The sequence below is a fragment of the Brevundimonas sp. GW821-FHT02A10 genome, assembly GCF_059422025.1.
Genome location: NZ_JBWKWC010000005.1, coordinates 1 through 22,571, shown reverse-complemented (window position 1 = coordinate 22,571; position 22,571 = coordinate 1). Strand labels below are relative to the sequence as shown.

Below are 22,571 nucleotides of genomic sequence, written 5' to 3'. Positions count from 1 at the left end.
GCCATGAAGGGCGATCCCGCGATCATCCGCACCCTCAACGCGGTGCTGACCAACGAACTGACGGCGGTGAACCAGTACTTCCTGCACGCCCGCATGTTCGAGAGCTGGGGCTTGGCCCACCTCGGCAACGTGATCTACGAGGAATCGATCGGCGAGATGAAACACGCCGATATGCTGATCAAGCGCATCCTCTTCCTGGACGGCCTGCCCAACCTGCAGGACCTGCACAAGCTGAAGGTCGGCGAGCATCCGATCGAATGCCTGGGCGCCGATCTGCAACTCGAGCTCGACAGCCGCGTCACCACCTCGGCCGCCGTCACCCAGTGCGAGGAAGCCCGCGACTACGTCAGCCGCGACCTTCTGATGAAGATCCTCGCCGACACCGAGGAGCACATCGATTTCCTCGAAAACCAGCACAAGCTGATCGAACTGATGGGCGCCCAGAACTATCTCCAGTCGGCGATGAAGGAGATCGTCACCGACGGCGCTGCCACCGGCGGCTAGAGCACTTCGCGCCGGGACAGGTGGGCGATCGCGAGCAGCAGCACGACGGTCCCCGCCCCTCCCCCCAGCGTCAAGGCCGTCGCCGCACGCCACGGCTCTGACGCCAGCATGTTCACGGGCATCTGCCAGGGGAAAAAGACCCCCTGTTTCGCCGCCGTGGCCACCACCGAAAAGAAGGTCCCGCCGATCCCCAGCGCAAGCGCCGGGACGAAGCTGGAGAACCTCAGCGCGGTCCACAGTTGGATCGCGATCAGCAGGATCGCCGCCAGCAGCACCTTGCCCATCAGGATGACCTGGGCGGCGACGTCCAGCGTTCCGGTCGGCATGATCGCCGGCTTGACCCCCGCCGCGCCGTAGATGGCGCCCAGCGACAGGGCGAGATTCAGCAGGCTCATGGCCGCAACCACCGCGATCACACAGATCGCCTTGGCGGCATAGAGTTTCCAGCGCGCCACCGGCAGGGCGCGCAGATGATCCCAGGCGCGCGGCCCATGCTCCATATGGGCGACCAGGGCGGTCAGGGCCGTGACGCTCATCGGCAGCATGAAGAAGGCCCAGATGCCGGTCGAGGACTGGGTCCACATCTCCCACGGCTGGGGCTTGCCGCCCCTCAGGAGGTTGAAGAACAGGAAGACGGCGATCAGGCTCGGCGCGGCCACAGCCAGCAGGGCGGCCAGCGACCGGTTCAGCTTGCGCGCTTCGACGGTAAGGACGGCGATCATCGGACGGTCTCCGGTTGGCGTTGGGTGGCGGACGGCTTCGACACGTCGCGATAGATGCCCTCCAGCGAACGGGCGCGTGGCCCGATAGCGAAGACCGACAGGCCGGCCTGGATCAGGGCGCGGTTGAGCTCGGCGGACCTGCGGTCTGCATCGTCACCGGAGCGCAGACGCGCGGTCAGGCCGTCGTCTCCGTCAATGACCGTCAAGTCCCAGCCGCGCAGTATCTCTGCCGCTCGCATGGGATCGTCGGTGCGCACCGCGATCTCGGGCGCGAGGTCGGACTTCAGCCGCGATAGCTCCCCCTCCAGCACCAGCCGCCCTTCATTGACGATGCCGATGTGGGTGGCGGTCTGTTCGATCTCGCCCAGCAGGTGGCTGGACAACAGGACCGTCGCCCCCGTGCGTTCCGGCAGGGCCTTGAGGAAGCGGCGCATGTCGGCGATCCCGTCGGGATCCAGCCCGTTGGTCGGCTCGTCCAGCACCAGCACCGGCGGCGCGCCCAGCATGGCCCGGGCCAGCCCCAGCCTCTGGCGCATGCCCAGCGAATAGTCGGAGACCCGTCGCGCCGCATTCTCGCGCATCTCGACCACCTCCAGCACCCGATCGACCTCGGTCGCCGGGACGCCCAGCAGGGTGCGGGTCAGGTCGAGGTTCTCGCGCCCAGTCAGATTGACGTAGAAGCCGTGCGCCTCCAGCAGCGCCCCGACCCGCCGGGCCGCGCCCATCCGGTCGCGCGCCACATCGACGCCGTCGACGAAGGCCGATCCCGCGCTCGGCCGGATCAGGCCCAGCAGCATCTTCAGCGTCGTCGTCTTGCCCGCCCCGTTGCGGCCGAGGAAACCATAGACGGCCCGCTCCGGCACGCTCATCGACACCCGGTCGACGGCGGTTCGCGCCCCGAAACGGCGCGTCAGATCCCGTGTTTCGATCGCCATGGCCATGCTCACCGCCCTCGTTTCCGTTTAACTCTTAGATAAAGTTGCGGACGGCGCGTCTTTAAGTCAAGATTAAAGACAAGACAGGATTCGACCGGACCTCCGCCGCCATGAGCAAGACCGACACCGCCCGCTTCCGCCGCCTGTGCGGCCAGTTTCGCTGGTTGGCGGTCTTCATGGTCGTCAGCGTGGGGGCGGTGCAGGCCCTGATGTATCTCATCGCCCCCACCGTGCTGGGCCTGCGCGGGACCCTGCCCGATCCCGGCATGCGGATTCTGACCGGCCTGATCATGGGCGCGCCGTCCTTCTGCTACCTTTACGGCGTCTGGGCCATCGGCCGGGCCATGGGCGAACTTCAGAAGGGCCGGCTGATCCAGCCGACGCTGGCCGGCGCCCTGCGCCGCGTCGGCCTTGCGCTCGGCATCGGCGGGGTGCTGCAGGTCTTCGTGGTCACCAACCTGCTGCGGTTGATCGGCGAGACCCGTGGCGGCTATCTGCATTTCGACGTCGCGGCCATGAGTCTCGGCATGATCGGCGGAGCCCTGTTTCTGCTGGGCCGGGTCGCGGACCAGGCCGACTATGTGCAGGGCGAACTGGACGAGATGATCTGATGCCCGTCCGCGTGACCCTCGACGCCCTGATCGTGAAGAAGGGCCTCAAGGCCCGCGACCTCGCCGCCGAGGTCGGCCTGTCCGAGACCCAGCTATCCCTGTTCCGCTCGGGCAAGGTGAAGGGCATCCGCTTCCGCACCCTGGCCAAACTCTGCGCCGCCCTGGACTGCCGCCCGGGCGACCTGCTGGACTATGCCTTTGATCCGGACGACCTTCAGCAAGCCGATGACGAGTAAGCGGAACTGATCCGGGTCCCGCCCATTGCTCCGTCGGGATAGCCGGGCTGAAGGACATGGGCATGAGCGCCATCGACGAACTCATCGACGACGTACAGGACCAGGCGACGGACCTGCTCAACTCCCAGGGACGTTCGGGCGCCCACGTCGCGACCGGCATCGTCCTGACCGTCGGCTTCGCCCTTCTGGCCACCGCCCTGGCCTCCAATACGCTGAAGCCCAAGCGCACCGAGCGCCATTTGCTCGACCGCGCCGCCCCGGTGATGGAAAAGCCGCGCGGCGCTTTCAGCCTGATCCTGCCCGCCGTCTTCTCGGCGACGACCCTGTCGGCCGTGCGGGTCTGGAACGCCCCGGCCAGCCGCGAGCGGTCGCTGGCCATGGGTCTGTGGTTCGCGGCCCAGACCATCAACGCCGTCTGGCTGGGCCTGCGCCCGGCCTCGATGCGCAGCCAGATCGCCGCCGCCATGTCCTCGGCCGGCCTCGCCGCCGCCTTCGCCTTCGAGGCCCGCAAGCTGGATGAGGGCGCGGGCAAGATCGCCGCCCCGATCGGGAGCGGAACCCGCGTCGCCAATTACATCCAGCGCAAGACCGAGTACGTCACGGGCCGCACCCTGCACTAGGTCAGCCCCATGGTTTTGGCCCGGGTTGCCCTTTCGGGCGGCTTCCTCTAGGGATCGCGCCCTCTTTCGCGCGCCCGTCACGGGACCGGCTGCGCCACTCAAACAGTGAATCTCATGGCGAAGATCAACGGCAACACCATCAAGCCCGGCATGGTGCTCCAGCACAACGGCGGCCTGTGGGTCGTCACCAAGGCCAGCCACGTCAAGCCCGGCAAGGGCGGCGCCTTCGCCAACGTCGAGGCCAAGAACCTCGAGACCGGCAACAAGCTGAACGAACGCTTCCGTTCGGAAGACAAGGTCGAGCGCGTCACGCTCGAGCAGAAGGACTTCTCCTACCTGTACGAACAGGGCGACGCTTTGGTCTTCATGGACGACGCCACCTACGAGCAGATCGAACTGCAGAAGGACTGGGTTGGCGAAGACTCCATCCCGTACCTGCAGGACGGCATGAAGGTCATCATCGAGATGCACGAAGGCCGTCCGATCGGCCTGGAGCTGCCGGAACAGGTCACCCTGACCGTCGCCGAGACCGAGCCGACCGTGAAGGGCCAGACGGCCTCGTCGTCCTACAAGCCCGCCATCGCCGACAACGGCGTGCGCATCATGATCCCGCCCTATATGTCGGCCGGCGAACGCATCATCGTCGACACCTCGACCGGCGAATACGTCCGCCGCGCGGACTAAGACGACCTCGACTGACCGGAGGCGCACTCCCGCGCCCCTTTTGAACTTCTCCGTCTGTCCGGGCGCTTCCGCCTTCTCAAGGACAGACGGACCAGGAGATTCCGACCATGGCCCTCGCCTCCGCCCTCGTTTCCGTCATGATTGACGCGGTCCGCAAGACCGCCCGCCCGATGCTGCGCGACTTTGGCGAAGTCGCCCATCTGCAGGTCTCGCGCAAAGGCCCCGGCGACTTCGTGACCCAGGCCGACATCAAGGCCGAGGACACCCTCTTCGAACTGCTGATGAAGGCCCGCCCGGGTTACAGCTTCCTCGGCGAAGAGCGCGGCCTGATCGAGGGCACCGACAAGTCGCACCGCTGGATCGTCGATCCGATCGACGGCACGACCAACTTCATGCACGCCATGCCCCACTTCGCGATCACCGTGGGGCTGGAGCGTTTCGCCCCCGATGGCTCGTCCGAGATCGTCGCCGGCGTGACCTACAACCCCGTCATGAACGAGCTGTTCTGGGCCGAGAAGGGCAAGGGCTGCTATCTGAACGACCAGCGCGTCCGCGTCGCCGGCCGTCGCGACCTGTCCGAGAGCCTGATCTCGACCGGCCTGCCCTTCATCGGCAAGTCGGGCCACGCCCAGTCGATCAAGGACATCCACGCCATCGGCCAGCGCACGGCGGGCATCCGCCGTCTGGGCTCCGCCGCCCTGGACTTCGCCTGGGTCGCCTGCGGCCGCTACGACGCCTTCTTCGAGCGCAACCTGAAGCCCTGGGACGTGGCCGCGGGTATCCTGTTCGTCACCGAGGCCGGCGGTCTGGTCACGACCATCGAACAGGACGGCGACCCCAAGACCGGCTCCACCGTCCTGGCCTGCAATCCCGAACTGCACCCGCAACTGCGCAAGGTGCTGCAGGCCGCCTGATCCGGAGCGGCAGGTTCACCAACCTGTCGCGCCCCTGCCCTACCCATGGGCCATGATCCGCGCCATCCTGACCGCCATCCTTCTCCTGCTGACGGGAGCGCCCGCCCTGGCCCAGTCTACGGCACAGAACCATCCCGTCGTCATCGCCCACCGCGGCGCCTCGGGGCTGAGGCCGGAGCACACTCGCGCCGCCTATGAACTGGCCATCGAACAGGGCGCGGATTTCATCGAGCCCGATCTGGTCATGTCGAAGGACGGCGCCTTCGTCGTCCGGCACGAGAACGAGATCGGCGGCACGACCGACGTCGCGGCCCATCCCGAGTTCGCCGACCGCAAGACCACCAGGGTCATCGACGGCGTCTCGACCACCGGCTGGTTCACCGAGGACTTCACCCTTGCCGAACTGCGGACGTTGCGCGCCAGGGAGCGGCTGCCCGCCTTCCGCCCGGCCAACACCGCCTTCGACGGCCAGGACGGCATCCTGACCTTCGATGAGGTGGTCGAGATCGCCCGGGCCGGGTCGGTTCGCACCGGCCGGACGATCTCGGTCGCGCCCGAACTCAAGCATCCGTCGTATTTCGCGTCCATAGATCTGCCGATGGAGGACGGCTTCGTCGCCATGCTGGAGCGGCTGGACCTGAGCGGCGCCGAGGCCCCGATCCTGATCCAGTGTTTCGAGGTCGGGCCGCTGGAAAGGCTGTCAGCCCGTATCCGCTCGCCCCTGCTGCAGCTGATGTCCGGCGGCGGCGGGCCTGCGGACCGTGCAGACCTGACCTATGCCGCCATGGCCACGCCCGAGGGGCTGAAGGCCATCCGCGCCTATGCCGGGGCCATCGGGGTCGAAACGGCGATGATCGTTCCGCGCGGGTCCGACGGTGTCTCCCTGCCCGCCACATCTCTGATCCCGGACGCCCATGCGGCAGGACTGAAGGTGGTGTCCTGGACCTTCCGCGCCGAGAACGCCTTCCTGCCGCACGAGCTTCAGAGGGGCGAAGGCTTTGCCGCGCACGGCGACCTGGCCGCGCAGTTGCGCCAGTTCCGCGATCTGGGCGTCGACGCGGTCTTCTCGGACTTTCCGGGGATCGCCGTGGACGCGTTCAGACCTTAGCTCCCGACCTTAGGAAAGCGTGGCGATCGCCTCGATCACCTCGTCCACCACCGCCTCCTCCGTCTGCCACGAGCAGACGAACCGCACCGAGCCGTCGTCGAAGCGGTAGCAGGCCCAGCCCAGCGCGTTCAGCCGCGCATGGGCCTCCTCCGGCATGCGGACGAACACAGCGTTGGCCTCGACCGGGTGGGCCAGGACGAAGGGCGAGCGCGCCTCGATACCGTCGGCCAGCCGCTGGGCCATCAGATTGGCGTGGGCGGCGCCGTCCTCCCAGGCGTTGCTCTCCAGCAGGCCGAGGAAGGGTGCGGCCAGGAACCGGCCCTTGGAGGCCGTTTGCCCCGCCTGTTTCAGCCGATTGTCCAGACGCCGGGCCAGCGACTTGTCGAACAGGACGATGGCCTCGGTCCCGTTGGCGCCGGCCTTGGCCCCGCCGAAGACCAGGATGTCGACGCCGAGGCGCGGGATCTGGGTCAGGTCGAAGCCCGCCGCAGCAGCATTGGCCAGCCGGGCGCCGTCCAGATGCACGCCATACCCTTGTGCCTTCACCGGCTCGATCAGGTGGCGCAGCTCTTCCTCGGTATAGACGGTGCCGTATTCGGTGGACTGGGTCAGGGACAGGGCGGCTGCGGGCTGGCGGTGACCGACCACCGGCTCGGCCAGAGCCGCCTCCAGCGCGCGCTGATCGATCTTGCCCGACAGGCCCGGCAGGCCGATCAGGCCGACGCCCTGACCGAAGAAGCCGGGGGCGCCCGTTTCGTCGGTGCAAACGTGGGCCGCCTGATGGGCCAGCACCGCCTCGAACGGGAAGGCCAGCATCGACAGGGCGATGGCATTGGCCGCCGTGCCCGAAAACACGAACCGGATCTCGGCGTCCGCATCCAGCCGCTGGCGGATCTGGTCGGCCGCGCGGGCCGTCGTCTCGTCCGCGCCATAGGCCCGGGCAAAGCCGGTGTTGGCCTCGATCACGGCCTGAAGCGCCGCCGGGGCCATGCCGGCGGTGTTGTCGGATCCGAAGTCGTAACGCATGCCCGCCCTAGCCTTCACTCTGGTCTGCGCCGCGGGTGTCCGCCGACGTCTCATATGTGGGTTTGCCGGGCTTACGCCTCCGCGCCGCGGCTGTCTCGTCATACTCGGGCGCGCCCTCATCCGGCGTGTAGGGCACGGCGACCTGATGCGGGAACGGGATCTCGATCCGGGCGTCGTCCAGCGCCTCCTTGGCGGCCTGAAGCACATCGGCCTTGGCCTGCCAGTAGTCGCCCGACAGGGTCCAGGCCTGCAGCGTCACCTCGACCGAACTGTCCAGCAGACTGGTCACCCCGGCCCAGGGCGCGGGATCCGGCAGCACCTTCTCGTGGGCGGCCGCAGCTTCGGTCAGGACGTCGCGCACCTGGCTGAGATTGGCGCCGTAACCGACGCCGATCTTCAACTCCATGCGCCGCGTGCGCTGGCCCGACAGGTTCAGGATGGTGCCGTCGAACACCTTGGAGTTGGGGATCACGATCTTGACGTTGTTGGCGTCGATCAACTGGGTCGTGAACAGATCCAGCCGCTGCACCTTGCCGGTATTGCTCGACAGATTGATCAGGTCGCCGACGCGATAGGGCCGCAGCACCAGCAACATGACGCCCGCCGCGACGTTCGAGAGTGTCCCCTGCAGGGCCAGACCGACGGCCAGCGAGGCCGCGCCCAGCACGGCGATGATCGATGTCGTCTGCACGCCCAGCCGCTGCAGCACGGCGATGACGCCGATCAGCAGGACCAGCACCCGCACCACCTGCACGGCGAAGCTGAGCACCGTCGGATCGTGACGGAAGCCCCGCACCCGTCCCAGAGCCCGCCGCGTCCCCGACGCCGCCCAGCGTGAGGCGAAGACGGTGGCGATCAGGATCAGGATGGCGATGACCGCGCTGACGGCGAAGTCGCCCGCCATGTCGGTCAGCTTGGCGACCATGGCGGCGTCCATGGCGACGACCTTTTGTCCGGCGGCGACGGCGTGATCGAGGGGATTGGTCAGGGCTGAGCTCATTGAGCCGGGTCTAACGCCTCAGCTTCGATTTGGAACCCTCGAAGGTATTTCATTTCAGCGGTCGGCGAGGCGCGCTCAGATATCCATGCGGTCGATCAGGGGCTTGGCCCTGAGCGCGAGAATGGCGCGATTGAGTCCGTCGAACACCGGACCAGCCTCCTCCTCCATCCCCGCGTAGGCCCGCTCAAACGCCTGCGTCAGACCATCGAGCAAGGCGAGTTGCTCGCGTCCCTTGTCGGTGATCTCGATCAGGACAGCGCGCTGATCCCCGGGATCAGGCCGGCGCGTGACCAGACCCAGAGCCACCAGCTTGGGCATCTTCTGCTGGATGAGCTGGTGCGACCGGTTCAGGGCGCGCACCAGATCGGAGATCGAAACCGGCCCCAGCGAGGCGACGGCGCCCAGCAGGGAGGCGGATTTGACCGGGATGACGAGACCCGCGCGCCTGAACACTTCAGCCGACTGCTGCTCGATCAGATCGCTCAGCTGTTCGCTAAGAAGGCCGAGAAAGGTGCGGCTCAACTCGGTCATTCGGCCAACGGCTCCTCAATCCAGACGGCGATAGCTGACCTTGTCGCCGGACTTGAACACACGTTCCAGACCGCTGACACGGCCGTTTTCGCGCGCGAGATGGAACCGGTAATCATCCGTTCCCTGAACCGCAAACCAATCCTCGCCGATCGGATCCAGCGCCAGAACGAAATGGCCGCGCCAGTGATAGGCCAGACCAGTCGGGGTGCGAACGAGGGTCCGCCCCTCATAGGCTCCGACAGCCTCATCGACCTTCGTGGCGCTGACGGCTCCGCCCGAGGTGGCGAACGCGACCGGGACCAGAGCCCACCTGGCCTCCGCGTCGCCCGCGTCAGCCCGGCTCTGCAACAGGAATTTCTGCGCCGTAAGCAGGGCGTCCGACGCCGGCACGGCGATGTCCGGGGCGACGCCGACGCCCTCGAAATCCTTGCCGTCGACGGGATCGCGGATCAGGCCGATCGGGACCTGCAACATGAACCGGTCATCGATCGGCACGCTGTCGACGGGGTGCGCGCCGCCGGCGGTCCGCTCACCGATCAGGGTCGCGCGACCCAGCTTCTGCAGCGAGAACGCCATCCATTCGGCGGCGGAGAAGGACGTCGATCCCGTCAGGACCACGACGGGAACATCCCCGCGCCGCTGCCCCGGAACGGCGGCCAGGCTCCACTGGCTCCGCTCCACGCGAACCCCGTCCTTGTTGTAGAAATAGTCGAAGAATTTCTGCTCTTTCCCGGCAGGGTAGAGATAGCTCATCAGCAGTTGGGCCGTCTCCAGGACCCCGCCATTGTTGTAGCGAAGGTCGATGATGATCCCCTTGGCGCCTTCGGTGAACCGCATGGCCCCGACGGCGGTGTCCTGCGCGTACTGGGGGTCGGCGAAAAAGTCGAACCGGATATAGGCCAGCCCGCCGTCGAGAAGACGCGCATCCCGGAAGCCGAAATTGGCCGCCCGCTCACTGTCGCGCTGGGCCTGGGTCGTTTCCTCCCCGCTCGCCTTCGCCGCGCGTTTGGCGGCCACAGCGTCAGGATCGAAAGCCACCGAGAAATGCAGATCGTCGCTCGCCTTCACCAGTCCTTGCGCAAGACTGGCGGCAAAGGGCGCGCTTTCCACGGGCCCGGACTGAACCCGCCTGTCCAGTTCGGCGGCGATGGCCGGGACACGGTCCGGGAAGACATAATTCTGCTGCAGCGCCGCCTCGAGCCGCGACACGACCTCCCGCTGCGCCTCGCGATCCAGGGTCTGGGCGTTGACCGAAACGGGAGCCGCAATGGCGAGCGCCAACAGGGGAAGAAAAGCTCTGACAGACATACGCCACTCCGTTTTGAAATATGTTGCGCAACATATTGTATAAAAGCTTTGCGTCAACCGGGTCGAGGCGCCGTGCGTCCCGAACAGGAATGAGCTAGCCTACCCTTCGACGGGACAAGATCGGCTTGAAGCTGACACCGGTGTCACAGGGAAGGAAGCAGGATGCGCAGAACAATGCTGGGCGGGCTGATGCTCGCCATGATCGTCGCCGCCGGCCAGCCGGTGCTGGCCCAGGACACGCTCGTCGGGCTGGGCCCCGTACGCGGCTATACGGACGTGGTCTTCGACACGAGGGCAGAACGGTATGACATCCTCGTCGACGCCTCGCGGCCGGAGGATCCGGCGGCGTACCGCTACCAGACCCTTCAGGCCGCCTATGCCGCCGCGCCAGAAGGCACGCGCGAGCGGCCGACGGTGATCGGTCTGATGCCCGACGTCTATCAATTGCACGGCACGGAAACCGAGACGGGCCTGACCATCACCAAGGCCAACATCACCCTGATGGGTCTGACGCGCGACCGGCGCAGCGTGGTCATCGCCGACAACCGCGGCAACAAGCAGGGGGCGGCCAACAACGGCTTCACCATGATGGTCGACGCCGACGGCTTCTCGATGATCAACCTGACCATCCTGAACTACTGCAACCTCGACTACGACTACCCCGGCGATCCGTCGAAGAGCCTGAAGAAGCGGTCGGACGTGATCACCCAGGCCGTGGCCATCCAGATGCAGGGCGACCGCCACGTCTATTCCCACGTGGCTATCCTCAGCCGACTGGACACCATGTTCAACCGGACGAAGCGGTCGTACTTCACCCACGCCTATCTCGAAGGCACCGACGACTATCTCGGCGCGCCGGGCGGCAGCGTCTGGGAGGATTCGGAGATCAACTTCATCGAGGGCGGCGGCATCCTGTTCGCGGGCGGCACGACCTTCTTCCGCACCCGCTTCCGGGCGACCAAGCCGATGACCTTCTACAAGGTGCCGGTCGCGCCCGTGGCCCTGATCGAGTCGACCCTGCCCGATGTGCCGGTCGCCTGGTTCGGCTGGGCGGCGCCCGAGTGGTCGAGCGAATATTCCCTGACCTATCACACGACCACCGAGAGCGGCCGGCCGGTGGACATCCTCGACAGCGTCGTCGGCGAACCGCGCCGGACGCTGACGCATGAGCTGTCGGACGTGGAAATCTTCGCCTTCAGCAGCTTCAACCTGCTGCGCTGGACGCCTGAGGGCGTCGATGACGGGTGGGACCCCGGGGCTTTCGTGGCGCGCTATGGCGGCGGGGTAAACCGTCCGCCCGCCCTGCCCTTCCGCATCAAGCTGACCAATGGCGTGTCGCGCATCCGCACGGACGAGGCGCCGGTCGAGGTTTCGGCGCAGGTCTTTCCGGCCTCGGGGACGACGGTGACGCACTGGACATCGGAGTCGCCCCTGGTCCGGCTCAGCGCCGCACAGGGCGACAAGGTCACGGTCACGGCGGCGAACCACACCGACCAGACCCAGACCGTTCCGATACGGGTCTCGGCCGACAACGGCTTTTCCTCGACCGCCTGGATCACCGTGGATCCGGCGTACCGCCCTGCCCCCGCGCTGACGCGGCAGCCGGTGCTGACCCGCACGCCCGACGGCCTGCGGCTGGACTATGATCTGACCCTGCCCGAGGGGCGCGAGGACCGGTCGCGGATCACCTGGTTCGCCTGTCCCGACGCCACCTGCGCCCGCCCTGAGCAGCTGGCGATGACCCGTGGCGACGCCCCGTTCCGGGAACTGCCGGTCTCCGGCAATCTGGAAGGCCGGTATGTGATGGCCTCGATCGCGCCCGAGCATGACCTCAGCCTGCCCGGTCAGGTATGGTCCAGCGATCCGGTCCCGGCGCCGGTCGATGTCCACGCCCCCGGCGGTGGCGTCGACCTGCACAGCCTGCCTGACACCACGGTCGAACGCCGTTGGGAGGGCGACTGGAAACTGACCGGCGCCTGGACCTCCGAGACGCCCGCCTCGCCCGAAGGCTCCTGGGGCATGCGCGTCGGCGGCGAGGACTCGACCCTCCTCTACGTCGGTCACCCGGAGGCGGGCGACATGGACGTGATGGTCGAGATGGACACCGACAAATACGAGGGTCAGGGCTTCGCCATCCCCGGCTCGCCCAGCGATGTTCCGGACGCGACGGGCAAGCGGGGCCCCTATTCGGAGATCCTGTTCAAATACGATCCGGCGACGCGGACCGGCTATTCCCTGCGATTCTGGCGTTCGACGCGTTCGGCGACGGCGGTCGTGTTCCAGCTCTACCGCATCGTCGACGGCCACGGGACGCCGATGGGCGAGGACCGGCTGACGGGCGTGATCAAGCCGACCACCACGATCCGCATCCGCACTCACGGATCGGCGGTCGAGGTCACGGGCTCCAATACGAAAGATGAGGAGACACTGGCGCTGACCGGGACGATCGAGCCCAACCGCTTCGGCGGCGCGGGCTTCTTCTGGACCGCCTCGCGGCCCAGCGGCTCGGTCGTGCTGAGGGGGCTGCAGGTCAACTACCCCTGAGCGGTCAGTCCTTCGACAGCTCCCGCGCCCTGAGCAGGGCGGCGATGACGGCGGCCTCGACCGCTTCGTCCAGTTCGCCGTTCTGGTTCAGGGCCTTGAGCCCCGCTTCGGTGGTGCCGCCGGGTGAGGCGACGCGGGCGATCAGGGCGTCGAGGCTTTCGGAAGGGTCAGCCGAGGCGGCGGAGCGGACGGCGCCGCGCGCCAGCTTCAGGGCGCTGTCGGGATCCAGACCGGCCTCCTCCCCCGCCGCCGCAAGGGCGCGGGTGAAGGCATGGACATAGGCGGGGCCCGAGCCGGCGACGGCGGTGGCGACATCCATGTGCCGCTCCTCGTCCAGATCGACGACTTCGGCCAAGGGGGCGAACAGGGCGTGGGCGGTCTCGCGGGCTCTGTCATCCCCGGACCAGACGGCGGCGATGCCCTGGGCCGCAGCCACGGCGGTTGTCGGCATGACCCGCGCGATGCGCCGGGGCGACAAGGCGGCGGCGAGCGCAGCAGTGCGCACTCCGGCCATCACGGAGACGATGTGCGCGTCCTCCGGCAAGGCGGAAGCCAGGGGCTCGACGGCGCCCCTCCAGTAGGCCGGCTTGACCGACAGGACGGCGGCGCGGGCATTCGCCATCGCCTCGAGCGGCGGATTGACCCGCGCGCCCCTTGCCCGCGCGGCTTCCGCGACGGGCTTTTCAGAAGGGGTGAGGATGATCAGCTCGGCGGGATCGACCGCCCCGGTCAGGAGCCAGCCCTCGACGATGGCCGAGCCCAGCCGGCCGCAGCCGACCAGGACCACCGGCCTGCCAGTCGCCGCCATCAGGCGGTGCCGACGGTCTCGAACAGGCAGGCGTCGATCGCGTCCTGCGGCTTCTTGTTGCCGCGGATCATGAAGTCGAAGGCCGGGTAGTAGCGGTCGGCGGTCTCGACGGCGGCGTCGATCATCGACGCGGCCTGGGCCAGGGTCGGACGCTCGCCGTGCGGCAGGGCGAGGGAGTGGCGGAAGACGATCTCGCCGTCCTCGGACCAGACCTCGAAATGGCCCATCCAGGTGCGCTGGTTGACCAGCGAAACCAGCTCATAGGCAGCGCCGCGGCGCGCCTTGGTGGCGCGCAGGTCGAGCGCGCAGCACAGCTGCAGGCAGTCGCCCTCGGGACGCCAGGCGAACCACAGCTCATAGTCTTTCCAGTCGCCGGCCAGGGCGAAGGCGAGATCGCCGTCGTCCGTGCGGTCGAACGGCAGGTTTTCAGCGTTGAGCACGTGTTCGACTACGTCCAGCGGATCGTAGGGAACATCGACCTCCTCAGGCCTCACGGCGTCCATTCGTATTCCCCGATCAGCAAGAGAGAGCCCGACCGACCAGCCGCGCCTGTCGCGACTCATCGATCATGGCGGGACGGTAGACGTGTTCGCGGATTCGGCTCAACCGGCTGCGTCCGGGGCGGGAGTTCCACCTGTGGACGTTCCCGTGGCAGGCTTCTTCGCCGCCTTTTTCTCAGTGGTCGGAGCGCCTTTCAGGGTCGCGATCTCGGCCCGCAGGGCGGCGATTTCGGCCTTCAGGGCGTCGAACTCGTCGCGACGGACCAGGTCCATCTCGGCGGCGACGCGGTCGGTCTGGGCGCGGAAGGCGGCCTTGGCCTCCTCCCCTGCTGCCTGGGCCAGGCCCATGGCGCCGGTCGTCAGCTTGGCGAACTCGTCGAGGATGGGATTGCGGGTCTGCATGGTCGTCTCCGCCCCGGATGAATCGCCCCGGGAGTCGTTAATGAGGGTTACCGGATATGGTGAACGAAACCTTTCCGTCCATGCGGCTTATAGCGCCCAAAAGGCGGAAATCGAGCAGCCGTGAAGCCGCCGTGATTGAGAGGGAAGACGGCGTCAGCGACGCTTGCTAAACCGCAGGCCTGAAAACGGCTGGAGCTGCCCTTCGTGATCTTTCCCGATTTTGACCCGGTCTGGTTCCACATCTGGATCATTCCGATCCGCTGGTACGCCCTGGCCTATGTGGCGGGCATCGTTCTGGGCTGGTGGTACGCCGGCGTCCTGATCAAGCGGGCCTCGCTGTGGTCGCCGCGCCGCGCGCCCCTGTCGACGATTCAGCTCGACGATCTGGTCCTGTGGATCACCTTGGGCATCATCCTGGGCGGCCGTCTGGGTTACGCCCTGGCCTACAAGCCGGTGATGTATCTGCAGCTGTTCACCGGCCATGGCTGGGGCGAACGGCTGGAGCTGTTCCAGCTGTGGACCGGCGGGATGTCGTTCCACGGGGGACTGGCCGGCTGCACCATCGCGGTCGTCGTCTATGCCTGGCGCAACAAGCTCTCGACCCTGAGCATCGGCGACATGGCCCTGGCCACCGCCCCGCTGGGACTGTGCTTCGGACGGCTGGCCAACTTCATCAACGGCGAGCTCTGGGGCCGCGAGACGACGGTCCCCTGGGCCATCCGCTTCTGCAACGAGACGATCCAGAAGGCCTATGGCATGTGCCCGGCCGGCGATGTGCCGCGCCACCCCAGCCAGCTCTATGAGGCGGGTCTGGAAGGCGTGCTGCTGTTCGGCATCCTGGCGCTGGCGGTGTGGAAATTCCGGCTGCTGGCCAAGCCCGGCTATGTCACCGGCCTGTTCCTGCTCGGCTATGGCCTCATCCGCGCCTCGCTGGAGAATGTGCGCCAGCCCGACGCCGGCTTGGACCACCTGCCCTTCGGCCTGACCATGGGGATGATCCTGTCGACCCCGATGATCCTGATCGGCGCCTGGCTGATCTGGCGCGCCTGGAAGACGGCGCCCGTCGCCGCCCCGGAAGAGCCTGATACGGAACCGGAAGCGGAGAAGGTCGCGGCGTGAGCCTCAAGGCCAGTCTGACGCGGGAAATCACCCTGACGGGACCAATGACGGTCGCCGATTATGTGACCCGCTGCCTGCACGATCCGGCCGGGGGCTACTACTCGACCCGCCCTGCGCTGGGTGAAGGCGGCGACTTCATCACCGCCCCCCTGATCAGCCAGATGTTCGGCGAGCTGCTGGGCCTCTGGGCCGCCGAGACCTGGCACAGGCTGGGCGCGCCCGAGAAGGTGCGGCTGGTCGAGGTCGGGCCCGGCGACGGGACCCTGATGGACGATGCGCTCCGCGCCCTGCGACTGGCTCCGGACTTCCTCGAGGCCTGCGACCTGATCCTGATCGAGCCCAGCGCGCCCCTGCGCAAGGAACAGGAACGACGGCTGGCCGGCGCCGACATCTCGCCCCGCTGGCTGAGTTCGCTCAACCAGATCGAGACCGACGCCCCGGTGATCCTGATCGCCAACGAGGTGCTCGACTGTATGCCGGCGCGTCAGTTCGTGAAGACGGACGACGGCTGGTCCGAGCGGCGCGTCGGGGTCAGCGATGACGGGCACGACATCCTGTTCGGCCTCAGCAACATCACCGGCGGATTCGAGAAGCCCGACTACGACGTCGAGCCCGGCCAGATCGTCGAGATCTCGGACCAGCAGGCCATCTTCGGTCGCGACTTGGCGGTGCTGATGGCGGAGGCCTCGGGCGCGGCCCTGCTGATCGACTACGGTCGTGACAAGCCGGGCCCCGGTGACACCCTTCAGGCCCTGCACAGACACGCCAGGGTCGATCCGCTGGCGCATCCCGGCGCCGCCGACCTGACCATGTGGGCGGACTTCCCGCGCGTGCTGGAGGCCGCCGTCCGCGCCGGCGCCGACGTCACCGGCTGCAAGGGTCAGGGCGAATTCCTGCGGCTTCTGGGGATCGAGGCGCGCGCCGACCGGTTGATACAGGGACGGCCCTCGGCCGAGGCGGTGATCCGCCGCCAGCTTGAGCGCCTGACCGCCGACGACCAGATGGGGACCCTGTTCAAGGTCGCCTCCATCTTTTCGCCGCGCAGCCTGACCGTCCCGGGATTCGAATGATGAGCGACCTGCTGACACCCATTACCCACCCGCTGCTGACCAAAGCCGGGGTGCGTCACGGCTTCTTCACGCGCCAGGGCGGGGTCTCGACGGGCATCTTCGAAGGGCTGAACGCCGGCCTGGGCTCCAGCGATGATCCCGCCGCCGTCGCCGAGAACCGCCGCCGCATCGCCGAAGCCATGGGCGGGACGTCGGACGACCTGGCCGCCTGTTACCAGATCCATTCCGCCATCACCCGCGTCTCCGACGGCCCGTGGAATGGCCAGCGGCCCGAGGGCGACGCGGTGGCCACGGCGACGCGCGGCGTCATCTGTGGCGTCCTGACCGCCGACTGCGCCCCCGTGCTTCTGGCCGACGCCGAGGCGGGCGTGGTCGCGGCCGTCCACGCGGGCTGGAAGGGCGCGCTGGGCGGGGTGGTCCATTCGGCGGTGGCGGCGATGGAGTCCCTGGGCGCGAAGGCCTCGCGCACCGTCGCCGTGGTCGGCCCCCTGATCGCCCAGGCCAGCTACGAGGTCGGCGCCGACTTCGAGGACCGTTTCGCCCATCACGACCCCGGTTCGGAACGCTTCTTCGTCGTCGGAGACACGCCCGACAAGCGCCGCTTCGACCTTCCCGGCTTCGTCCTGTGGCGGCTGGAGCAGGCAGGAGTCGGCGAGGCGGCCTGGACCGGCGACGACACCTGCGCCGACGAGGTTCGCTTCTTTTCGAACCGCCGCGCCTTCCAGCGCTCCGAGCCAGACTTCGGCCGGCTGATGTCGGCGATCGCACTATAACTTTAGTTATAAAGACCGACCCGAACCTGTGTCGGGTACACGACATTATGTCAAAAAGCTCAACGTTTACACCGCAGGTGTAAAGGACGAGAGAAGTCTTCCGGTATTCAACTGAGTAGCAGTCCCCAGCGCGACATAAAGGCGCGGGTAACCAATCGCGCCTTAGCTGCCTCAAGGGGAGCCTTACCACCGAGGGCTGTCTCCGGGGGAAAGACATGTTTGCGCGTTTCAAGAAGCTCGATGCTGAGTCAGCAGCAGCGGCTCACGATCTCGAAAGCAAGATGGCCGCCATCTCGCGATCCCAGGCCGTGATCGAATTCAATCTCGATGGCACCATCATCCAGGCCAATGAGAATTTCCTCGGCGCCCTTGGCTATTCGGCCGATGAGATCGTCGGGCGCCATCACAGCCTGTTCATGGACCCGGCCGAGGCGGCGACCGAAGGCTATCGCGCCTTCTGGCAACAGCTGAGAAGCGGCCAGTTCGTAGCCCGGAAATTCCGCCGCCTCGCCAAGGGCGGGCGCGAGATCTGGATCCAGGCCTCCTACAACCCGGTCCTCGACCCCTCCGGGAAGCCTTACAAGGTCATCAAGCTGGCGGTGGACATCACCCAGGCCGAGCAGGACGCGGCTCGCAGCGAGCGGGCTCGCCACCTGGCGGAAGAGACCCAGAACGATCTGGTCGCGGCCCTCGCCAACAGCCTCAGCCGCCTGTCGGACGGCGATCTGACCGCCCGGCTCGAGGGTGACCGCCAAGGCGCGCACAAGACGGTTCAGGACGACTACAACTCGGCTGTCGAAAGCCTGCGCCAGACGCTGGACTCGGTGCTGCAGAGCATCGGCTCGATCCGCTGCGGCTCCGACGAGATTTCCGGCGCCTCCGACGATCTGGCCCGCCGCACCGAGCAGCAGGCCGCCAGCCTCGAAGAGACCGCCGCCGCCCTCGACCAGATCACCGCCACCGTCCAGCGCAGCGCCGCTGGGGCCAAACAGGCGGCTGGCGCCGCCGGCAGCGCCCGGGCCGACGCCGAACAGTCCGCCGAAGTCGTCCGCGAGGCCGTCGCCGCGATGGGCGAGATCCAGCGCAGCTCCAACGAGATCGGCCAGATCCTGGGCGTGATCGACGAGATCGCCTTCCAGACCAACCTGCTGGCCCTGAACGCCGGGGTCGAGGCCGCGCGCGCCGGCGACGCCGGGCGTGGTTTCGCCGTCGTCGCCCAGGAAGTTCGCGCCCTGGCCCAGCGCTCGGCCGAAGCAGCCAAGGAGATCAAGTCCCTGATCACCGCCTCGACGGCCCAGGTGGCCCGGGGCGTGAAACTGGTCGACGACACGGGCGCGGCCCTGACGTCGATCGCCGGTCGGGTCGCCGAGGTCGACGGCCTGATCATCGAGATTGCGGGCTCGGCCCAGGAGCAGTCCACCGCCCTGGCCCAGGTCAACTCAGCCATCAACCAGATGGATCAGGTGACCCAACAGAACGCGGCCATGGTCGAACAGGCCACCGCCGCCTCCGCCAGCCTGCGCTCGGAGGCCGGCCAACTGGCCCAGATGGTGCAGCGGTTCAACACCGGATCGCGCGCCGCCGATGACGTCCGCCAGCCCAATCCCGTCCGCGCCGCCCAGGCCCGGATCGAGGCTTTCGCCCAAGGCGGGCCCCGCAGTGGCATCGCAGCGCAACCCGCCGTACACTCCCCTCCGCGCTCGATGGGCGCGACGGCCCTGAAGGTCGTCAACGAGTGGGAAGAGTTCTGACCATGACCTCGCCGAACACCGACGCAGACGGGATTCTGGAGCTGATCTCGTTCGCCATCGGCGGTCAGGAATACTGCATCGACGTCCGTTCGGTGCGCGAGATTCGCGGCTGGACCCCGGCGACGCCGATTCCCCAGACGCCGAACTACATCCTTGGAGTCATCAATCTGCGCGGCGCGGTCATGCCGGTGCTGGACCTTCGCCAGCGCCTCGGCGTCGGGCCGACCGAGCCCTCGCCGCGCCACGTCATCGTGGTCATCGAGCACGGCTCACGCATGGCCGGCGTCCTCGTCGACGAGGTTCAGGAGACCTTCCAGCTGCCGGCCAGCCTGCTTCAGGCTCCGCCCGAAATGGGCGCCGGCGGCGAGGCGTCCTTCGTCGACGCCATCATCCCGCTGGAAGGCCGCATGCTCTCGCGCCTGGTCATCGACGCCCTGCTGCCCGTCAGCCAGACCCAAGCCGCCTGAGACCGCCCCTGTCAGACGCCCCACCTTATTCGTGAGTGTCGGCAAAGGCGGTCTGCATGGAATGCAGCTTCGCCTCGTCTTCCGGGCTCAAATCACGCGGCCCCAGCTCGATGTCGACCTTGATCACCTTGCCGGTGAAGGGGAACGGCGCTGTATAGCTTTTCCCGACCGGTGAGCCGGTGTCTGAGCCCAGGCCGAAGGTATCGATGCCGAACCGGCCCGCCACTGTGTTCTCGATCCGCTTGCGGCCAGCCTCCTTGCCGTTGACGCCGATCGTCACCTCCCCGCCCTTGCCCAGCCCCCCGCCGTCATAGGCGAACTCGACAGAGACGGTGGAGCGCCCGGGCGGCAACGGCGTGTCGGAGACGACGTCGGTGCGCTCCCGTTCGAACCAGTTGTAGTGGTAGACCAGCCGTCCCTCCTGGACGTAGAGGGCATATCCCGCCGAAGCGCCGCCGGCGGCCAGGATCACCCCCTCGCCGCCGGTGTCCGGTATCTCGATCTCGGCGGTGATCCGGTGCGACCGGTTCTTGGTGTTGGGCGAAGCCGTCTCGGCCAGCCGGAAGGCGCCGGGATAGTAGGTGAAACGGGTGCGGTTCGGGTCGGCCCCGCCCGGCGACGGCTTGGGCGTGGCCAGCCGGCCTGAGCCGCGGTCGTCGAACGGATAGATGTTGTTCTTGCGGGCTTCCTCGTCGAACAGGGCTTTCATCTCCGCCAGCTTGTCCGGCATGGCCTCGGCCAGGTCGTTGGCCTCGGAGAAGTCCTCGTCCAGATTGTAGAGCTCCCAGCGGTCGTTCTCCCAGTGGCCGGGGGCCAGGTCCTGTCGCCAGGGCAGGGTGTGCTGGGCGCAGGCGATCCAGCCCTTGTCGTAGATGGCCCGGTTGGTGAAGACCTCGAAATACTGCCGCTCGCGCACCGGCTTCGCCTTCGGATCGGCGAAGGTCGGGGTGATGGGCACGCCGTCCAGCGGCTTCTGCTCGACCCCGTCCACCGACGTCGGCGCCGGGATGCCCGCGATGTCCAGAACGGTCGGCATGATGTCGATCAGGTGGGTGAACTGGTCCCGAATGCCGCCGTGGTCCTTGATCCCCGCGGGCCAGGCGGCGACCATCGGATTGCGCGTCCCGCCAAGATGCGAGGCCACCTGCTTGACCCACTGGAACGGCGCATTGCCGGCCCAGGCCCAGCCCAGCGGATAGTGGGGCTCGGTGTCCGGCCCACCGATCTCGTCCAGCATGGCCAGATTGTCCTCCAGCCGCGAGGCCACCCCGTTCAGGTTCATGATCTCATTGACCGTGCCCGAGAAGCCGCCCTCCGAACTCGCGCCGTTGTCGCCGACGATATAGAGGATCAGGGTGTTATCGGCGTCGGGCAGGGCCTCGATCGCCTCGATCAGCCGGCCGCATTCGCTGTCGGCATAGGCCAGGTAGCCGGCGAAATTCTCCATGAACCGCGCATAGAGTTTGCGCTCGTCGGCCGGCAGACTGTCCCAGGCCTTCACCCAGTCCGGACGCGGCGTCAGCTCGGTCCCGGGCGGGATGATCCCCATCTCCAGCTGGCGCCGATAGGTCGCTTCGCGCACGGCGTCCCAGCCGGCGTCGAACTGGCCCGCGAATTTCTCGCGCCATGCCTTCGGCGCATGGTGCGGCGCATGCGCGGCGCCGGGGGCGAAATAGGTGAAGACCGGCTTCCGGGGCGCCACGGCCTTCGAGTACCGGATCCAGTTGATGGCCCGGTCGGTCATATCCTCCATGAAGTGATAGCCCTCTTGGGGCGACCTGTTCGGCTCCACCGCCACCGTGTTCTCGAACAGCACCGGATAGTACTGGTGCGTCTCCCCGCCGATGAAGCCGTAGAAATAGTCGAAGCCCATGCCGGTGGGCCAACGGTCGAACGGCCCGGCGACGCTGCTCTCCCAGTCCGGGGTGTTGTGGTTCTTGCCGAACCAGGAGGTGGCGTAGCCATTGCCCTTGAGCACTGCGCCGATGGTCGCCGTGCTGCGCGGGATCATGTTGTTGTAGCTGGGAAAACCGGTCGCCCATTCGGCCAGGAAGCCGACGCCGCAATTGTGGTGGTTGCGCCCGGTGATCAGGGCCGCACGTGACGGCCCGCAAATGGCCGTGGTGTGGAACCGGTTGTAGCGCAGGCCGCGCGCGGCGAGCTTGTCGAGGGCGGGGGTCGGAACCGGACCGCCGAAGGTTGAAACCTGACCGAAGCCGACATCATCCAGCAGAATGACCACCACATTGGGCGCGCCCTCGGGCGGGGTCGGGACCTTTGGCCAGTCTTCTTTCGAGTCGAGATAGGTCTTGCCGATGACCCCTTTGAACTCCGGTTCCGGAAGGGGAAGGCGCGAACGATTCTGGTCGGCAGGCATGGGAGCTCCTCGGGAAGCGGGTCTTCCCGAGGCTATCCGGCTGACTTTGTGTCGCTATCGGGTCTAACCCGATGAGCTGGCGCCTATTCCTCGACGGGGGCGTCTTCGGCGCTCTGGAAATAGGGTTCGACCACGCCCTGCAGCTTGATGGTCAGCTGGTTACCTTTGCGGTCCACGGCCTTGCCGGCGGCCAGGCGAACCCAGCCTTCCGAGACGCAGTATTCCTCGACGTTGGTCTTTTCCTCGCCCTTGAAGCGAATGCCGACGCCGCGTTGAAGCACGTCAGCGTCGTAGAATTTGCTGCTCGGGTTGACCGAGAGGCGGTCGGGGGGCGTGTCGGACATGGTCGAAAGCCTGAAGGCGAAAGAGGAGGCGCGTGCATAGCCCCCCTCGCCCGCCCTGCCAACCGGGGAGTGCGCCCCGGGCTTGTCGAACCGCCTTACTGAACCGACTGGCGCGGCGCGGGGCTAGCGGCGGGGGCCGAGGCGCCGGCGGCGTAGGGCTGGGGTCCGGACGCGGCGGGCGTGGCGGCGGGCTGGCGCGCGGGCGTGCGAGCCGGGG

General features: G+C 67.4%; 24 protein-coding genes. 13 read left to right on the top strand and 11 right to left on the bottom strand.

Going from position 1 to position 22,571, the window contains the following annotated elements; translation table 11 throughout:
* The first annotated feature begins 3 nt into the window (after positions 1-3).
* Complete coding sequence (gene bfr / locus AC07U0_RS13925) at positions 4-504, top strand: bacterioferritin (protein WP_494720611.1); 501 nt, start codon at positions 4-6, stop codon at positions 502-504.
* Here the strand turns inward: bfr and AC07U0_RS13920 are convergent.
* Both AC07U0_RS13920 and AC07U0_RS13915 read right to left on the bottom strand, forming a co-directional pair.
* Entirely contained in the window at positions 501-1,226 is a 726-nt protein-coding gene (locus AC07U0_RS13920) for an ABC transporter permease (protein WP_494720610.1), read from the bottom strand. The two genes, bfr and AC07U0_RS13920, sit on opposite strands and share 4 nt — an antisense overlap.
* A complete protein-coding gene (locus tag AC07U0_RS13915) occupies positions 1,223-2,167 on the bottom strand; it encodes an ABC transporter ATP-binding protein (protein WP_494720787.1) in 945 nt (314 codons plus the stop codon). The genes AC07U0_RS13920 and AC07U0_RS13915 overlap by 4 nt, the downstream gene beginning before the upstream one ends.
* Before the next feature lie 104 nt (positions 2,168-2,271).
* Here AC07U0_RS13915 and AC07U0_RS13910 point away from each other — a divergent pair, with 104 nt between their 5' ends.
* The 6 genes from AC07U0_RS13910 to AC07U0_RS13885 all read left to right on the top strand — a co-directional run bounded on the left by AC07U0_RS13910 (position 2,272) and on the right by AC07U0_RS13885 (position 6,334).
* Complete coding sequence (locus AC07U0_RS13910) at positions 2,272-2,772, top strand: DUF2975 domain-containing protein (protein ID WP_494720609.1); 501 nt, start codon at positions 2,272-2,274, stop codon at positions 2,770-2,772.
* Positions 2,772-3,008, top strand: a complete 237-nt coding sequence (locus tag AC07U0_RS13905) for a helix-turn-helix domain-containing protein (RefSeq protein ID WP_494720608.1) — start codon at positions 2,772-2,774, stop codon at positions 3,006-3,008. Before AC07U0_RS13910 ends, AC07U0_RS13905 begins: the two co-directional genes overlap by 1 nt.
* 62 nt (positions 3,009-3,070) lie before the next feature.
* Entirely contained in the window at positions 3,071-3,628 is a 558-nt protein-coding gene (locus tag AC07U0_RS13900) for a tryptophan-rich sensory protein (RefSeq protein ID WP_494720607.1), read from the top strand.
* 114 nt (positions 3,629-3,742) lie between these two features.
* Entirely contained in the window at positions 3,743-4,312 is a 570-nt protein-coding gene (gene efp, locus AC07U0_RS13895) for an elongation factor P (protein ID WP_494720606.1), read from the top strand.
* A 107-nt stretch (positions 4,313-4,419) separates the two neighbouring features.
* On the top strand, positions 4,420-5,226 hold the full coding sequence (locus AC07U0_RS13890) for an inositol monophosphatase family protein (RefSeq protein ID WP_494720605.1): 807 nt from the start codon (positions 4,420-4,422) through the stop codon (positions 5,224-5,226).
* A 52-nt stretch (positions 5,227-5,278) separates the two neighbouring features.
* On the top strand, positions 5,279-6,334 hold the full coding sequence (locus AC07U0_RS13885) for a glycerophosphodiester phosphodiesterase (protein ID WP_494720604.1): 1,056 nt from the start codon (positions 5,279-5,281) through the stop codon (positions 6,332-6,334).
* A gap of 9 nt (positions 6,335-6,343) precedes the next feature.
* Here AC07U0_RS13885 and AC07U0_RS13880 read toward each other — a convergent pair whose 3' ends face one another.
* The 4 genes from AC07U0_RS13880 to AC07U0_RS13865 all read right to left on the bottom strand — a co-directional run bounded on the left by AC07U0_RS13880 (position 6,344) and on the right by AC07U0_RS13865 (position 10,199).
* Positions 6,344-7,360: a threonine aldolase family protein gene (locus AC07U0_RS13880; RefSeq protein WP_494720603.1), complete on the bottom strand. Its 1,017-nt coding sequence runs from the start codon at positions 7,358-7,360 to the stop codon at positions 6,344-6,346.
* 7 nt (positions 7,361-7,367) lie between these two features.
* Complete coding sequence (locus tag AC07U0_RS13875; protein ID WP_494720602.1) at positions 7,368-8,360, bottom strand: mechanosensitive ion channel family protein; 993 nt, start codon at positions 8,358-8,360, stop codon at positions 7,368-7,370.
* Between the two features lie 75 nt (positions 8,361-8,435).
* Entirely contained in the window at positions 8,436-8,891 is a 456-nt protein-coding gene (locus AC07U0_RS13870) for a MarR family winged helix-turn-helix transcriptional regulator (protein ID WP_494720601.1), read from the bottom strand.
* Between the two features lie 15 nt (positions 8,892-8,906).
* The gene (locus AC07U0_RS13865; RefSeq protein WP_494720600.1) at positions 8,907-10,199 is read right to left on the bottom strand and encodes a S41 family peptidase; all 1,293 of its coding nucleotides are present in this window, start codon (positions 10,197-10,199) and stop codon (positions 8,907-8,909) included.
* A gap of 162 nt (positions 10,200-10,361) precedes the next feature.
* Between AC07U0_RS13865 and AC07U0_RS13860 the strand changes: the two genes are divergently transcribed.
* Complete coding sequence (locus tag AC07U0_RS13860; protein ID WP_494720599.1) at positions 10,362-12,743, top strand: pectinesterase family protein; 2,382 nt, start codon at positions 10,362-10,364, stop codon at positions 12,741-12,743.
* A 4-nt stretch (positions 12,744-12,747) separates the two neighbouring features.
* Here AC07U0_RS13860 and AC07U0_RS13855 read toward each other — a convergent pair whose 3' ends face one another.
* The 3 genes from AC07U0_RS13855 to AC07U0_RS13845 all read right to left on the bottom strand — a co-directional run bounded on the left by AC07U0_RS13855 (position 12,748) and on the right by AC07U0_RS13845 (position 14,453).
* The gene (locus AC07U0_RS13855) at positions 12,748-13,551 is read right to left on the bottom strand and encodes a pyrroline-5-carboxylate reductase family protein (protein ID WP_494720598.1); all 804 of its coding nucleotides are present in this window, start codon (positions 13,549-13,551) and stop codon (positions 12,748-12,750) included.
* On the bottom strand, positions 13,551-14,054 hold the full coding sequence (locus AC07U0_RS13850; RefSeq protein ID WP_207868002.1) for a type III secretion system chaperone family protein: 504 nt from the start codon (positions 14,052-14,054) through the stop codon (positions 13,551-13,553). The genes AC07U0_RS13855 and AC07U0_RS13850 overlap by 1 nt, the downstream gene beginning before the upstream one ends.
* Before the next feature lie 99 nt (positions 14,055-14,153).
* Complete coding sequence (locus tag AC07U0_RS13845; RefSeq protein WP_492947431.1) at positions 14,154-14,453, bottom strand: accessory factor UbiK family protein; 300 nt, start codon at positions 14,451-14,453, stop codon at positions 14,154-14,156.
* Between the two features lie 204 nt (positions 14,454-14,657).
* Here AC07U0_RS13845 and lgt point away from each other — a divergent pair, with 204 nt between their 5' ends.
* The 5 genes from lgt to AC07U0_RS13820 all read left to right on the top strand — a co-directional run bounded on the left by lgt (position 14,658) and on the right by AC07U0_RS13820 (position 19,633).
* Complete coding sequence (gene lgt / locus AC07U0_RS13840; RefSeq protein ID WP_494720597.1) at positions 14,658-15,572, top strand: prolipoprotein diacylglyceryl transferase; 915 nt, start codon at positions 14,658-14,660, stop codon at positions 15,570-15,572.
* 44 nt (positions 15,573-15,616) lie between these two features.
* The gene (locus AC07U0_RS13835; protein ID WP_494720596.1) at positions 15,617-16,642 is read left to right on the top strand and encodes a class I SAM-dependent methyltransferase; all 1,026 of its coding nucleotides are present in this window, start codon (positions 15,617-15,619) and stop codon (positions 16,640-16,642) included.
* The gene (gene pgeF, locus AC07U0_RS13830; protein WP_494720595.1) at positions 16,639-17,415 is read left to right on the top strand and encodes a peptidoglycan editing factor PgeF; all 777 of its coding nucleotides are present in this window, start codon (positions 16,639-16,641) and stop codon (positions 17,413-17,415) included. Before AC07U0_RS13835 ends, pgeF begins: the two co-directional genes overlap by 4 nt.
* Positions 17,416-17,696: 281 nt before the next feature.
* Complete coding sequence (locus AC07U0_RS13825) at positions 17,697-19,166, top strand: methyl-accepting chemotaxis protein (protein WP_494720594.1); 1,470 nt, start codon at positions 17,697-17,699, stop codon at positions 19,164-19,166.
* Positions 19,167-19,168: 2 nt separating this feature from the next.
* Positions 19,169-19,633 (top strand): chemotaxis protein CheW, encoded by a 465-nt coding sequence (locus AC07U0_RS13820; protein WP_494720593.1) that lies wholly within the window; start codon positions 19,169-19,171, stop codon positions 19,631-19,633.
* A gap of 25 nt (positions 19,634-19,658) precedes the next feature.
* On the opposite strand, the gene AC07U0_RS13815 is transcribed toward AC07U0_RS13820, so the two are convergent.
* Together AC07U0_RS13815 and AC07U0_RS13810 are read right to left on the bottom strand one after the other, a co-directional pair.
* A complete protein-coding gene (locus tag AC07U0_RS13815) occupies positions 19,659-22,010 on the bottom strand; it encodes an arylsulfatase (protein WP_494720592.1) in 2,352 nt (783 codons plus the stop codon).
* 83 nt (positions 22,011-22,093) lie between these two features.
* Positions 22,094-22,354: a DUF3297 family protein gene (locus AC07U0_RS13810; RefSeq protein ID WP_494720591.1), complete on the bottom strand. Its 261-nt coding sequence runs from the start codon at positions 22,352-22,354 to the stop codon at positions 22,094-22,096.
* Positions 22,355-22,571: the final 217 nt, after the last annotated feature.